This is a genomic window from Haloarcula sp. H-GB5 (genome assembly GCF_054850705.1).
The window spans coordinates 119,547-133,057 of sequence record NZ_JBTWBG010000004.1 but is presented as its reverse complement, the minus strand read 5'-3'; the positions used below and the strand labels follow the sequence as shown (position 1 = coordinate 133,057).

Sequence of the window (13,511 nt, the reverse complement as noted above, 5' to 3'; positions counted from 1 at the left end):
CAGATGTCAGTTAATTCGCTCCGCGAGTACCTCGATTTGCTCGACACGACCGGCTGGCTCCGGACTTTTGACCAGCCGGTGTCGTGGGACCTCGAAGCAAGTGCAGCGACGATGCTTGCCAATATCCGTGACGGCCCGATTCCGGTGTTCGAGTCCATCGCGGGGCTAAAGACGGAGTCGAAACTGGTTGGCGATCCGTACCGGGGCCCCCAGACGCGCCCCTGGGATCACTTCGCCCGCGCGCTGGGACTCCCGACTGGCCTTTCGGGCCGTACGTACTACGACCGAGTGATCGATCGCCTCAACGCGCCGCAAGCGCCCCGAACTGTCGCGAGCAACGAGGCCCCCTGCAAAGAAACAGTGCGGACGGGGAACGGGGTCGACCTCCTGTCGTTCCCGTGGCCATATATCCACGAGGGCGACGGGGGACGGTACTCGAACCACCACACCATCGTCGCACCGGACCCCGACACGGAGTGGGGGACCTGGTCGAGCCATCGCATGATGATCCACGACAGTTCCCGGGCCAGTCTGCTGTTACTGGCTGGTGAGCAGGTTCCCAACCGCTACTACTACGATTACGAGCCACGTGGCGAACCGATGCCAGTTGCAGTCGTCATCGGTGCCGAACCCACTGTCGAGTGTACCGCGGATATGTGGATTCCGACAGGGCGGAGCGAAGCGGCCTTCGCGGGCGGCCTGAAAAACGCGCCTGTGGACCTCGTCCAGTGCGAAACCAATGACCTGTACGTCCCGGCGACGGCCGAGCTAGTTCTCGAAGGGCACGTTCGGCCGGACGACCGGCTGGATGAGGGACCGTTCGGAGACTACTTCGGCTACATGAATGGCCCGCGACGCTCCATGCCGGTGTTCGAGGTCGATGCGATCACCCATCGCCACGAACCGCGGATACCGTTTTGTGTTGAGGGGAGCGGTGTCGGATACGGGCAGAACTCGACCAGTACGCTTCGGCTCGTCGCAGCCGGTCCCGACGCGACTGTCGGACTCCGGGCTGCTGGATTCGACGTTGCGATGGCGGTCCCGTGGCGGTTCACCTCTCGCACTGTCTGGGTCATCGCGACGGATCGACCGTATCCGGGCTATCTCCATGAACTGGCGAACTTTATTTTCACGACGTGGGGAATGCTCCACATCGACTTCTTCGTCTTTGTCGACGCTGCTGTCGACCCGCTCGATCCACGGGCAGTCTTGACGGCCATCGCACTTGAGGCCGATCCGGACGCTGACTTCCACCAGTTCGGCGTCGAGCGGATGCCGAAAGTTCCGCTCAACATCTATCAGACGCCAGACGAAAAGGGAAGTGCGGACGTGGGAACTTCGAAGGCCAAGACGGCGAAAGCCTACATCGACGCGACGACTGACGGTGACGCGGCGGATACGACGGCGACCACAGAAACACGGAAGCGAGCGCAGCAACGGCTGGTCGAAGCGGGACTGGACGCCGCACGATTCGACCAACTCGATGAGCGGGAGGAGAAATCACAGTGATACCGTTCACGCAGTACGTTCGCGGACTGGCCGGCGACGACGACCTCGTCCGACTCGGCGGCCCGTTCGAGGTCCCGGTGGACGTGCTTGCGGCGGAGGCGCTCCGTGCGAGTGGGCCGGCACTTCGATTCCAGCGATCAGCTGGCAGTGACCTAGTTAGCGGTGTGTTCAGCGGCCCGGACCAGACCCAGCAGCGCGAGGCTAGACCGTGGTCGCGGCTGTCGCTCGGCCTCGGACTCGATCCGGAAACCACGCTCGTTGAGCTACTAGAGACGATCAGCACTCTCGGCCCGGCCGGCGAGAATCCGGAACCGACGTACACGGGCCAGGCAGCCTCGGGGACAGATATCGACGCACAGGACCTGCAGTTCCCGCAGGGCGAAACCGATACGTGGCCTGCAGTGACGCTCGGCGTCGCCTCGGTCTCGACCGCTGACGGCACACACTGGGCACCGGTTCACGGCTCGGTCGTGGGTGGCGACACGCTCAGAGTGCGTGTTCCGGACCCTCTGTCGTCGCTTGTCGGTGAAGGGACGACGATGGCGATAGCGCTCGGCGTGCCACCGGCGGCGATTACGACGGCATACCTGCTCGCTGTCACCGAGCAAACTGCCACGCCGATCCAGTCCTGTGGGGTGGCCGGAACCATCCCGCTCGTCCCGACCAACGGCGGACTCGTTCCGAGTGCGACGGAGGTCGTCATGGAGACGACAGTCGTGGACCGCCAGCCGGACTTCCGTTCCGACCGTCGAGAGGGCTGGGAGTACGTCGTCGAGAGCGGCCCGCTCTCGCTGTCGGTCGAGCGCGTTCGCACTACTGAAAACCCGGTCATCCCCATCTCTCCCGTCGGTCGTCCGCTCGCGGATGACACCCGTCTCACGGGACTCGCGACCGCCGCAGCGCTCTATCACCGGGTCAACAACTACTGGGGTATCTCGCCAGTGGAATGGATTATGCTCCCGGCGGAGGCCGAACTCGGGATCTGTTTCGTGGCGAGTGACGTGCTCTATGGCGGCTTCGAATGGCAACTCGCGAACATCCTCTTTTCGTTCTCGTCGCTTTTCGACACAGTCGTTATCGTCGATGAAGACGTTCCGCCACAGGACTTCGGCCGCGTTCTGGCTGATATCTGGCTGAAATCTCACCCGGCCCGCGACTGGACGTTCAGCGAACCGGATGCACCGGCAGCGACACGCCCTCACTATCGACGAGACAACGCGACCGGGTCGCGCCTGTATGTGAACGCAGCGTGGGACCCACGCTGGAAGGAAACCTACATCGCGCCGCGAGTCACGTTCGAGAATTCGTTCCCGAACGACGTCCGCGACGTAGCTCGTGTCTTGTGGGACGAACTCGCCACCGCTCCCGGAGAGACGACTGAAAACGAATCGTCCGATTAAATATGTCTCTCGAATGTATATATCTTCAAATATGTTGTAATCAGTTCTGTTTTCACCTTACTGAGTCCAAATAATACCTACGTAGGAAAAAGAAGTAAAATACATACAATATATTTTTTGCAAAAAATAACCGATACAGTTATACCAGAATCCGGTATTCCGAGCGGTGTATGGTCACCAGCCACAACCTCCCGGATTACGACACAGCGCGGAACGAGTTCTCCTGGGACGATATCTACGCGGCAGCGGACTGGGACGCACCGAACGACCTGAACATCGGGCACGAAGTTGCCGACCGACACGCGACCGACCGGGGACAGGTCGCACTCTATCAGGTCGGGACCGACGGAGAGCTGTCGAAAATGACCTTCTGGGAGCTTGCCGACCGCTCAAGCCAGTTTGCTAACGTCCTCGACGACCTCGGGGTCACGCAGGGTGACCGGGTCTTCTCGTACATGCCGCGCATCCCCGAGCACTACGTGGCGCTGGTCGGGACGCTCAAACACGGCGCTGTCTGGGGGAGCGTCAACGAGCGGTTCGGTCCCGACGGCATCTCGTACCGTCTGGACGACTGCGACGCAAAGGTCGTCGTCACCACGACCGACAATCGCGACACGGTCGAAGACGCACTGGACGATGCGCCCGCGGTCGAACACGTGATTACCGTTGACCGCGGTGGCGGCGCACCCGCCGGTGACGTGGTGTTCAATACTGCGCTGGACGGCGCGAGCACTGCCTACGAGGTTGCCGAGACCAGCGGGGAGGACGACGCACTGCTGTACTACACATCGGGAACGACTGGGCTGGCCAAGGGTGTCCTCCACAAACAGCGCTGGATCGCCGGTGTCGCGGCAACACAGAAGTACGCCGTGGATCTTCAGGACGGCGACCTGTACTGGTCGACGGGCGACCTCGGCTGGCTGACCGGGGCAATCAACACGCTCGGTGCCTGGTTCTGGGGAGCGTCGCTGTTCACATACGAGGGCGAGTTCGATACCGACGAGTGGGCCGCCCTGCTCGACGAATACCCGATCAGCGTCCTGTTTTCGGTTCCGACAGCGTACCGGATGCTTCGGGAGAACGAGGAGGTCCTCGCCGATGTCGACCTCGATCTGCGTCATGCCCTCTCCATCGGCGAACCACTCAGTGCCGGTGTCGTCGAGTGGGGGGAGGAGGAACTCGGCGTCACGATTCTGGACACGTACGGGCAGACCGAGACCGGGAACATGATCATCAACAACTATCCCACGATGGAACTCCGGCCCGGGTCGATGGGGAAACCTCTCCCTGGAATCGAGGCCGATATCGTCGACCCACAGAGCGGTGAGGTTCTAGAGCCCGGCGAAACGGGCGAGATCGCACAGCGGGGCGATTACCCGTGTTTCTTCGCCGAGTTCTGGAACAAGCCCGAAAAGACCCAGCGGGCATTTATCGACGGGCCAGACGGGAAATGGTATCTCTCGGGCGATCTGGCACACAAAGACGAGGACGGGTATTTCTGGTTCGAGGGGCGGGCAGACGACGTGATCCTCTCTTCCGGCTACCGCATCGGGCCGTTCGAGGTAGAGAGTTCGCTGGGCGAACACGAAGCGGTCGCCGAGGCGGCCGTCGTCCCCAAGCCACATGAAGCGCGGGGGAACATCGTCAAGGCCTACGTTGTGCCGAGCGAGGACGCGGAGCCGTCTGACCCACTCAAAGAAGACATTCAGAGCTACGTGAAAGAAGAGCTCTCAGCACACGAGTACCCGCGCGAAATCGAGTTCCGCGAGGAACTGCCAAAGACTGTGACCGGGAAGATCCGCCGAACCGAACTCCACGACGACGCTGAAGCAGAAGCTGAAGTCGAATCCTGACACAGGGTATCAAGCACCACGAGTGCAAACACATACACAACACCAATGAATTTCGAAGATACAGAGGAGCGTTCGATGATTCGGTCGACCGCAGCGGACGTGGCGGCCGAGTACGGACCGGAGTACTGGCGCGAAAAAGAGGAAGCAGGCGAGTTCGGAGAGGAATTCTGGGACGAACTGGCCGCAGCCGGCTTCCACGGCCTGCTGGTCCCACAGGAGTACGAAGGGGCCGATATGGGGATACAGGAGATGGGGCTGGTCATGGAGACGCTCTGTGCCGAAGGCTGTGGCATGGCGGGCACCTGGTATCTGGTGCTCACAGCCGGTATGGCCGCTGTCGGTATCAGGGACCACGGAACCGAAGCACAGAAACGGACCTATCTGCCGGACATCGCCAATGGGAAGCGTAACTTCTCTATCGGTATCACGGAGCCCGAAGCCGGGACGAACACGCTGAATGTCGCGACCCGTGCCGAGAAAGACGGTGACGAGTACGTACTGAACGGGAACAAAGCCTGGATAACCTTCGCAGACCGGGCTGACAACATGATCCTCGTCACGCGAACGACTCCACGTGACGAGGTAGAGCGCGGGACCGACGGCATAAGCCTGTTTATTGTCGATATGGACGATCCCGATATCGACGTGTCACCGATCCCCAAACACGGCATCAACTATTCGAAGTCCTGCGAGGTCTTCATCGAAGACGTTCGGGTCCCCGAGGAGAACCTCTTGGGTGAGGAAGACGACGGCTGGTGGACCCTCGTCGATATGCTGAATCCGGAACGCATCGGCTTTGCGGCCGCCGGGACCGGTATCGGCAAGCTAGCCGCCGACACTGCTATCGAGTACGCCAGCGACCGGGAGGTGTTCGACGCGCCTATCGGGAGCCATCAGGCCGTCTCGTTCCCGATCACCAAGGCGTACGCCCGTATGGAAACGGCGGCACTCATGCGCGAGAAGGCGTCCTGGCTCTACGATCAGGGCAAGGAATGTGGATACGAGACGAACGTCGCGAAGGCGACGGCCGTCAGTGCTGGCATCGAAGCGGTCAAGCAATCGATGCAGGCGTTCGGTGGCTGGGGCTACGCGAAGGAGTACGATGTCGAGCGGTGGTGGCGTGAAATCAACCTGACACGGCTAGCCCCGGTCTCTCAGCAGATGGCCTATAACCATATCGGGCAGCACCTCGGCTTCCCCAGATCCTACTAATGTTCGAGAAAGTCCTTGTCGCAAACCGCGGCGAAATCGCGGTTCGTGTGATGGCTGCGTGTGAAGAGCTTGGTATCGAAACGGTCGCCGTCTACAGCGACGCCGACCGCAACGCCGGCCACGTCGAGTACGCCGACGAAACATACAACGTCGGCCCGGCACCTGCAAGCGAGTCGTACCTCGACCAGACAGCGATCCTCGATGTCGCTGAGCGGGCCGGGGTCGACGCGATCCACCCGGGGTACGGCTTCCTCGCGGAGAACGCCGAGTTCGCTAGCCGCGTCGAGGTTACCGACGGCATCACGTGGGTCGGTCCGCCGAGCGACGCGATGGAGACGCTGGGTGAAAAGACGAAAGCACGGACAGTGATGCAGGAGGCTGGCGTCCCAGTCGTCCCCGGTACAACGGATTTGGTCGACGACCCGGACGAAGTACGGGAACTGGGCGCAGAGTACGGCTACCCCATCGCAATAAAAGCCGAAGGCGGTGGTGGCGGTCGTGGCATGAAGATCGTCCGGAGCGAGGCCGAGGTTGCGGAGGCGCTCAAAAGCGCGAAGCGCGAGGGCGAAGCCTACTTCGGCAACGATTCGGTGTACGTCGAAAAGTACCTCGAAGCGCCAAAACACGTCGAAGTACAGGTGCTCGCGGACGAACACGGCAACGTTCGCCACCTCGGCGAGCGCGACTGCTCACTACAGCGCCGCCACCAGAAAGTTATCGAGGAAGCCCCGAGTCCGGCGCTCGATGCCGAACTGCGTCGAGAGATTGGCGAGGCTGCCAGACGTGGTGTCAGTGAAGCCGGGTACACGAACGCTGGGACAGTGGAGTTCCTCGTCGAGGACGGGGAGTTCTATTTCATGGAGGTGAACACCCGAATTCAGGTCGAACACACCGTCACCGAAGCAGTGACCGGGATCGATATCGTTCGCTGGCAGCTCCGGGTCGCCGCAGGCGAGCAACTGGACTTCACACAGGACGACGTGTCGATTGACGGGCACGCCGTCGAGTACCGGATCAACGCGGAGAACCCGGCCGAAGACTTCGCGCCGACGCCGGGACCGCTGACGACGTACGCGCCGCCAAGCAGTATCGGTGTCCGGCTTGACCACGCGGTCTCCCAGGGCGACGAGATCGGGGGCGACTACGACTCGATGATCGCGAAGCTCATCGTCTCCGGTGAGGACCGGGAGCACTGTCTGGACCGGTCGAGGCGGGCTCTCGATCATTTCACTGTCGAGGGAGTCCATACGACCATCCCGTTCCATCGGCTGATGCTGGACGACGACACCTTCGCCGCCGGGACCCACACGACGAAATACCTCGATCAGGAACTCCCCGACGATGCCCTCGACGCGGCTGTCGAGCGATGGGGGACTGACGAGATTGGCGGCGACGCCTCGTCGGCATCGACGGAGGAAATCGCTGTCGAAGTCGATGGGAAGCGCTTCGATGTCGTCGTTACAGACGGACTGCCCCGCGTCTCCCGTGATGGCAACGCCAGTGTCGGCTCCGGCAGTGGCGCTTCGGGCGGCAACTCGTCCGGTGGCGGTACCGCGGACGTGACCACGTCGGGTGCGATCACGGCCGAGATGCAGGGAACGATTCTCTCAACCGAAGTCACGCCCGGCGACGATATCGCTGCGGGTGATGTCGTCTGCGTGCTGGAGGCGATGAAAATGGAAAACGACGTGGTGGCGTCCACGGGCGGAACCGTTGCATCCGTCCCGATCGCGGAGGGCGACTCCGTAGACATGGGTGACACTCTGGTTGTACTGGAGGAGTAAGTATGCAAGTCAGAATTTCAGACGGCGCGACCGAATCTGAAGCACAGGCTATCGCCGAGGCGCTGGCGACACACTTCGAGGATGATATTACTATTGTCGTCGACAGCGGCGAAGCGGTCGGCAGTGCCACGTACGACGGCGATCGACGGGACGAATCCACGGAACCGATCGACGACGACCTCGGTCCGACCGAACGCGAGGAGGCCCTGCGCGAGGAGATTGAAGAGATCCTCGAAGGCGGGCCGGAAAAGTACAAAAAGCAGTTGCCCGAGGAGGGAAAGCTGTTCGTCCGGGACCGTATCGACCTGTGGTTCGGCGACGACTTCCTGTTTGAGGACGGGAAGTTTGCGGAGTTCGACGCCGACGACCAGCTCCCGGCCGACGGGCTCATCACAGGGGCCGCGGAGTTCGAGGGCCGTGATCTGCATTTCATGGCCAACGATTACACGGTCAAACGCGGCAGCATGGCCGCGAAGGGCGTCGAGAAGTTCCTCCGGATGCAACAGCGGGCACTGAAAACCGGGCGACCGGTGCTGTACCTGATGGACTCCTCGGGCGGCCGTATCGACCAGCAGACGGGCTTTTTCGCCAACCGCGAAGGGATCGGGAAGTTCTACTACAACCACTCGATGCTCTCTGGGCGGGTCCCACAGATCTGTGTGCTGTACGGTCCCTGTATCGCCGGCGCGGCCTACACGCCAGTCTTCGCGGACTTCACCGTCATGGTTCGGGACATGAGCGCAATGGCGATCGCCAGTCCCCGGATGGTCGAAATGGTCACCGGCGAAGAGATCAGCCTCGAAGACCTCGGTGGCCCTGACGTGCACGCACAGCACTCCGGGAGTGCGGACCTCATCGCCGACGACGAGGAACACGCCCGCGAACTCGTCGCGAAACTCATCGGCTATCTGCCCGACAACGCCGACGAAGACCCACCGCAGACCAGCGGGACGGCCCCGAAGCGATCGCCGGAGGGTATCGATTCCGTCGTCCCGGAAAAGCCCAACAAGGGCTACGACATGTTCGACGTGATCGAGCGGGTCGTTGACGCCGGGTCGACGCTCGAACTCCGGCCCGAGTACGGCAAGGAGATCATCACGTCGTTTGCCCGGATAGACGGCCGCCCGGTCGGGGTCATCGCCAATCAGCCAGCCCAGCGCGCGGGCGCTATCTTCCCGGACGCAGCGGAGAAAGCCGCCCAGTTCATCTGGACCTGTGATGCCTACAACATCCCGCTGCTATACCTCTGTGATACGCCAGGGTTCATGGCCGGGTCAGGTGTCGAGAAGGAGGGCATCCTCGAACAGGGCAAGAAGATGATCTACGCCACGTCTTCGGCGACAGTGCCGAAGCAGTCCGTCGTTGTCAGGAAAGCCTACGGCGCGGGCATTTACGCGATGTCCGGTCCCGCGTACGACCCCGAGTCGACGATCGGCCTTCCGAGCGGGGAGATCGCGATCATGGGTCCCGAAGCGGCTATCAACGCCGTCTACGCCCGCAAGCTCTCTGAAATCGATGACGAGGACGAACGACAGCAAAAGGAGCAGGAACTCCGCGAGGCCTATCGCGAGGATATCGACATTCATCGAATGGCCAGCGAAGTCGTCGTCGACGACATCGTCCCGCCGAGCGACCTCAGAACGGAACTGGAAAACCGGTTTGCGTTCTACGAGACCGTCGAGAAAGACCTCCCGGACAAGAAACACGGAACCATCCTCTGAGCTATGACAGGACTATACTACGAAGAGTTCGAGGTCGGCGAGACCATCGAACACGAGAAACGCCGCACGATCAGCGAGCGCGACAATCAGCAGTTCTGCGATATGACGATGAACCAGCAACCGTTGCATCTCGACGCCGAATTCGCGTCGGAGACGGAGTTCGGCGAGCGACTGGTCAACGGGCTCTACACGATGAGTTTAGCTGTCGGTCTGACCATCCCGGAGACGACCGATGGCACTATCGTCGCGAACCTCTCCTACGACAACGTCGAGCATCCGAACCCGGTGTTTCACGGCGACACCATCCGCGTGCAGTCGACCGTGACCGACAAACGCGAGACTAGCGACGGTGACCGTGGCATCGTCACGATGCACGTCGAGGTGTTCAAACTCACAGATGCGGACGGGGTCCTCGTCTGTGAGTTCGACCGCACCGTGTTGTCACTGAAACGCGATACCGCCGATTGACGCCGGGACTGTTTGACTGACGAGGTCGAGATCCCAGTCGCCTACTCTGGGACACCGATGACCCATCGCCATCGTTGCTCGAACGTCCCGTCGAGAGCGCTGAGGAGTTCGCGGGCTTGTCGCACTCGTTTCTCCGTATCGAGCTTCGGATAGAGCCGTGCGGCCATCGCGGGAATCGCGTGAAACAGCCGGATGTTTTCGGCAGTCGTCGAAAAATTCCAGGTCCCTGTCGTCGTCGAGAACTCACCAGCGACGGCGTCTTCGACAGCTGATGTGCCAGTTGGGGAGCGTGACTTACGCTCGAACTGTTCGAATACCTCTGCACCGTCAGGACGGAACCAGCCAAGCGGTGCGACGGCCCCGACCACGCCGTCCGCGCCGAGCACTCTCGCGGCTTCCCGCACCGCAATCGCGGGCTCGGGAACCAGAAAGAGTGAGGCGGTAAACGCCACGCTGCCGACTGACTGGTCACTGAGCGGCAGGTGGTCGAAATCGGCTTGCATTCGGGCCGTGGACTCGATTTCCCGCAGCATCTCGCGACTGATGTCGAGCGCAATAGTATCCGCTGCCGTCTCGGCGAAAACGCGTGTGCTCACGCCAGTTCCTGCGCCCGCATCGAGTACTGTCCCGAGTCCGCTGTCAGTACGAGCGTTCATCTCAGCGGCGAGCAGACGAGCGAGCGAGGTGAACCGATTGGTCCGCCGCTCGTAGGTCGCGTAGGCGTCGACGCTGGCATCGAAGTTCTGCCGGACGACGTCTTTCATACACGACAGCACAGGCAGGTCTCCGATAGGTGTTGCCGTTGCCTACCGCTTACCAGCCTCGCGAGCGCGTTCGAGGACACGCTCTGCCTGTGTGATAAGCGGTGCGTCGATCATTTCTCCGTCGACCTCGAAAACCCCGGCGTCCGTCTCCTCATCGGTCGTGACGACGCGTTCGGCCCATGCGATATCCTCGTCACTGGGGGTGAACGCGTCGTTGATGACTGCCACCTGATCCGGGTGGATCGCCATCTTCCCGTCGTACCCGAGTTGGGCAGCGAACTCAGTCGCCTCGCGGAGGCCGTCCAGATCGCCGTAGTCGGGGTAGATCGTGTCGATTGCGTCGATTCCCGCGGCGCTGGCCGCAACGACGACCCGCTGGCGTGCGTAGAGCACCTCCCGCCCCTCGCTGGTCCGACTGGCACCGATGTCGGCCGCGAGGTCCTCGGCTCCAAAGAGGAGCGCATCAGTGGAATCAGCGGCTGCAATCTCAGCCGCGTTGAGGACGCCAGCGGCTGATTCGACCAGCGCAAGCACCGGGAGATCCGCGCTGTATTCATCGAGGAGCCGTTCCAGTGCTGAGATGTCGTCGGCGGAACTGGCCTTTGGGAGCATCACACTGTCGGGACTGGTGTCTGTCAGTATCGCGGCAAGATCGGCTGTGGCGCTAACGCCCACGGGATTGATACGAACGCAGACGTGACTGTCCGAACTGACAGTCGAGAGCACTGATTGAACGGATTGACGTGCCTGCTCTTTATCGGCCGGTGCGACCGCATCTTCGAGGTCGAAGACGACGACATCAGCGTCGCCGTCGGCTGCTTTCCGCATCAACTCCGCGTTGTCACCCGGTGCAAACAGAACACTGCGACGAACCATAGCTGCGCCTTCACCCCCCAGCAGTAAGATGGTAGGGGATTACCGCCTGGCCATATCCGGAGTGACCGTGCGCCGGTGACTCGGCCGCCTGTCGCAGTCAGAATCACCGGTGTCTCCAATCATCTATCGGTGCCATGACTACCCGGTCACTTCGACGGGGCTGCTGTACAGCACAAACAGCATGGATTTTTATGACACTGGGTAAAATCTCTCTCTGTGACAACTGACCTCCCTGGTGTCGCCGACAAGCAACTGTTCGACACGCACGCGCATCAGCCGACCAGTGAGTTCCTCCACGACGCCGGCGGCGAAATGATGCAAGACGCCGCCGATCGGTTCGGCACTGATCTGGAGACGTGGGACTACGACGAAATGCTCGCCGAATACCACGAGGCGGGTGTCGGTGGCGCTGTCCTGCTTGGCTGGGACGCGGAGACGAACACCGGGAACCCACCCGTCCCGAACGACTACGTCGCCGAGGTCCGGGACCAGTATCCCGACTTCTTCGTTGGATTCGGAAGCGTCGACCCGTTGAAAGACGACTGCGTGCAGGAGGCGATCCGGTGTGTCGAGGATCTGGACCTTTCGGGGTTCAAGTTCCAGCAGATCGCACAGGGCTTTGACCCCTCGGACGAACGCCACGACCACCTGTGGAGTACCATCGAGGATCTCGGCGTTCCCGTTGTCTTCCACGGCGGGAACTCGACGCTGGGGGCCTGCAGCGCCGGCGGCCGTGGCCTGAAAATCAAGTACGGCAACCCGATGCTTATCGACGACGTAGCTGCTGCACATCCGGACCTCGATATCCTCATCGCCCATCCCGCCTTCCCGTGGGAGAAAGAGCAGCTTGCGATCTGCCAGCAGAAAGGCAACGTGTACATGGATCTCTCCGGCTGGGTGCCGAAGTATATCGACGATCAGGTGCTCCACTACGCCGGCACAGTCCTCAAAGACAAGGTGATGTTCGGCACCGATTATCCGATGATAGACCCCGACACGTGGCTCGAATCGTTCGCTCGCGACACTGACTTTGATACGGACGTCCAGCGGAAGATTCTGTTCGAAAACGCGCAGGACTTTTTCGACCGCTAGTCGAAGTCCGGGGTTCGCCCGTCCAGAAACGCTTCGACGCCTTGTGAATGTGCCGGCGTATCGTAGGCCAGTGACTGGATGCGTGCTTCTCGACGCAGCCCGGTGTCTAGGGGCTGGCCGATGTTGTCGTGGATCGCTTCCTTTGCCAGCCCGAGGTTCTCCGTCGGCTGTGCCCGAAGCGTTTCGAGCAGGTCAGCTGTCCGCGCATCGAGTTCGGCCGGGTCGACAGCCTCGTTGATTAGATCCATTTCGGCGGCGCTCTCGGCGTCGATCAGCTTCCCGGTGAACGCAAGCTCTTTGGTTTTCCTGAGCCCGATGAGTCGGGGGAGGATGGCGGTTGCGCCCATGTCCGGCACGAGGCCGACGCTGATGAACGACGCACCGAACCGGGCGGATCTGGCGGCGTACGCGAAATCGGCGACCGCTACGAGTGAGAGCCCGGCACCAACCGCGTCGCCGTTGACTTTCGCCACGACAGGCACCGGGGCTGAGAGGATATTGCTGGCGACCCGGCCTAGCGTTGTCCGGACCCGCTCGTAGGCTTCGGTCGTTGTCTCCTCGCGTTCGCTCATCGCCTTGATATCCCCGCCGGCACTGAACGCATCACCGTCTCCAGTGAGGAGGACGGCGTCGTGTGTCGCCGGGTCGAGGTCGTCGAGCGCATCGGCTAGTTCAGCAGCGACCGCTTCCGTCATCGCGTTTTTGACATCTGGACGGTCAAATACGATTCGTCGAACAGTGCCGTCTTCAACGCGCATGGTCGTACTCAGACGCGCGGGTACTTTACTCTCCGTCGTCGCTTGGTCGGCCGTCGCCGTTACTCACCGCTGTC

Annotated in this window: 11 protein-coding genes; 8 read left to right on the top strand and 3 right to left on the bottom strand. The window is 61.7% G+C overall.

The window, feature by feature from the left end; translation table 11 throughout:
* Positions 1-3: 3 nt before the first annotated feature.
* The 7 genes from ACYJ11_RS17945 (at position 4) to ACYJ11_RS17915 (ending at position 9,947) form a co-directional block, all read left to right on the top strand.
* On the top strand, positions 4-1,509 hold the full coding sequence (locus ACYJ11_RS17945; protein WP_461648835.1) for a UbiD family decarboxylase: 1,506 nt from the start codon (positions 4-6) through the stop codon (positions 1,507-1,509).
* A complete protein-coding gene (locus ACYJ11_RS17940; protein WP_461648834.1) occupies positions 1,506-2,909 on the top strand; it encodes a UbiD family decarboxylase in 1,404 nt (467 codons plus the stop codon). The genes ACYJ11_RS17945 and ACYJ11_RS17940 overlap by 4 nt, the downstream gene beginning before the upstream one ends.
* 170 nt (positions 2,910-3,079) lie before the next feature.
* Entirely contained in the window at positions 3,080-4,762 is a 1,683-nt protein-coding gene (locus ACYJ11_RS17935; protein ID WP_461648833.1) for an acyl-CoA synthetase, read from the top strand.
* Positions 4,763-4,807: 45 nt separating this feature from the next.
* The gene (locus ACYJ11_RS17930; RefSeq protein ID WP_461648832.1) at positions 4,808-5,974 is read left to right on the top strand and encodes an acyl-CoA dehydrogenase family protein; all 1,167 of its coding nucleotides are present in this window, start codon (positions 4,808-4,810) and stop codon (positions 5,972-5,974) included.
* Positions 5,974-7,758: an acetyl/propionyl/methylcrotonyl-CoA carboxylase subunit alpha gene (locus tag ACYJ11_RS17925; RefSeq protein WP_461648831.1), complete on the top strand. Its 1,785-nt coding sequence runs from the start codon at positions 5,974-5,976 to the stop codon at positions 7,756-7,758. The genes ACYJ11_RS17930 and ACYJ11_RS17925 overlap by 1 nt, the downstream gene beginning before the upstream one ends.
* Before the next feature lie 2 nt (positions 7,759-7,760).
* Positions 7,761-9,479 carry an acyl-CoA carboxylase subunit beta gene (locus ACYJ11_RS17920; protein ID WP_461648830.1) on the top strand — a complete coding sequence of 573 codons (1,719 nt, stop codon included), beginning with the start codon at positions 7,761-7,763 and terminating at the stop codon, positions 9,477-9,479.
* 3 nt (positions 9,480-9,482) lie between these two features.
* On the top strand, positions 9,483-9,947 hold the full coding sequence (locus ACYJ11_RS17915) for a MaoC family dehydratase (protein ID WP_461648829.1): 465 nt from the start codon (positions 9,483-9,485) through the stop codon (positions 9,945-9,947).
* A gap of 41 nt (positions 9,948-9,988) precedes the next feature.
* On the opposite strand, the gene ACYJ11_RS17910 is transcribed toward ACYJ11_RS17915, so the two are convergent.
* Both ACYJ11_RS17910 and ACYJ11_RS17905 read right to left on the bottom strand, forming a co-directional pair.
* Positions 9,989-10,711 carry a class I SAM-dependent methyltransferase gene (locus ACYJ11_RS17910; protein WP_461648828.1) on the bottom strand — a complete coding sequence of 241 codons (723 nt, stop codon included), beginning with the start codon at positions 10,709-10,711 and terminating at the stop codon, positions 9,989-9,991.
* A 42-nt stretch (positions 10,712-10,753) separates the two neighbouring features.
* Positions 10,754-11,587 carry an HpcH/HpaI aldolase/citrate lyase family protein gene (locus tag ACYJ11_RS17905; protein ID WP_461648827.1) on the bottom strand — a complete coding sequence of 278 codons (834 nt, stop codon included), beginning with the start codon at positions 11,585-11,587 and terminating at the stop codon, positions 10,754-10,756.
* Between the two features lie 216 nt (positions 11,588-11,803).
* Between ACYJ11_RS17905 and ACYJ11_RS17900 the strand changes: the two genes are divergently transcribed.
* Positions 11,804-12,679: an amidohydrolase family protein gene (locus tag ACYJ11_RS17900; protein WP_461648826.1), complete on the top strand. Its 876-nt coding sequence runs from the start codon at positions 11,804-11,806 to the stop codon at positions 12,677-12,679.
* On the opposite strand, the gene ACYJ11_RS17895 is transcribed toward ACYJ11_RS17900, so the two are convergent.
* The gene (locus tag ACYJ11_RS17895) at positions 12,676-13,437 is read right to left on the bottom strand and encodes an enoyl-CoA hydratase/isomerase family protein (RefSeq protein ID WP_461648825.1); all 762 of its coding nucleotides are present in this window, start codon (positions 13,435-13,437) and stop codon (positions 12,676-12,678) included. The genes ACYJ11_RS17900 and ACYJ11_RS17895 overlap by 4 nt on opposite strands.
* Positions 13,438-13,511 lie beyond the last annotated feature (74 nt).

Coding starts and splice junctions, on each gene's coding strand:
- ACYJ11_RS17945 (WP_461648835.1), top strand. CDS start 4: ATGTCAGTTAATTCGCTCCGCGAGTACCTCGATTTGCTCGACACGACC.
- ACYJ11_RS17935 (WP_461648833.1), top strand. CDS start 3,080: ATGGTCACCAGCCACAACCTCCCGGATTACGACACAGCGCGGAACGAG.
- ACYJ11_RS17930 (WP_461648832.1), top strand. CDS start 4,808: ATGAATTTCGAAGATACAGAGGAGCGTTCGATGATTCGGTCGACCGCA.
- ACYJ11_RS17925 (WP_461648831.1), top strand. CDS start 5,974: ATGTTCGAGAAAGTCCTTGTCGCAAACCGCGGCGAAATCGCGGTTCGT.
- ACYJ11_RS17920 (WP_461648830.1), top strand. CDS start 7,761: ATGCAAGTCAGAATTTCAGACGGCGCGACCGAATCTGAAGCACAGGCT.
- ACYJ11_RS17915 (WP_461648829.1), top strand. CDS start 9,483: ATGACAGGACTATACTACGAAGAGTTCGAGGTCGGCGAGACCATCGAA.
- ACYJ11_RS17910 (WP_461648828.1), bottom strand. CDS start 10,711: ATGAAAGACGTCGTCCGGCAGAACTTCGATGCCAGCGTCGACGCCTAC.
- ACYJ11_RS17905 (WP_461648827.1), bottom strand. CDS start 11,587: ATGGTTCGTCGCAGTGTTCTGTTTGCACCGGGTGACAACGCGGAGTTG.
- ACYJ11_RS17895 (WP_461648825.1), bottom strand. CDS start 13,437: ATGCGCGTTGAAGACGGCACTGTTCGACGAATCGTATTTGACCGTCCA.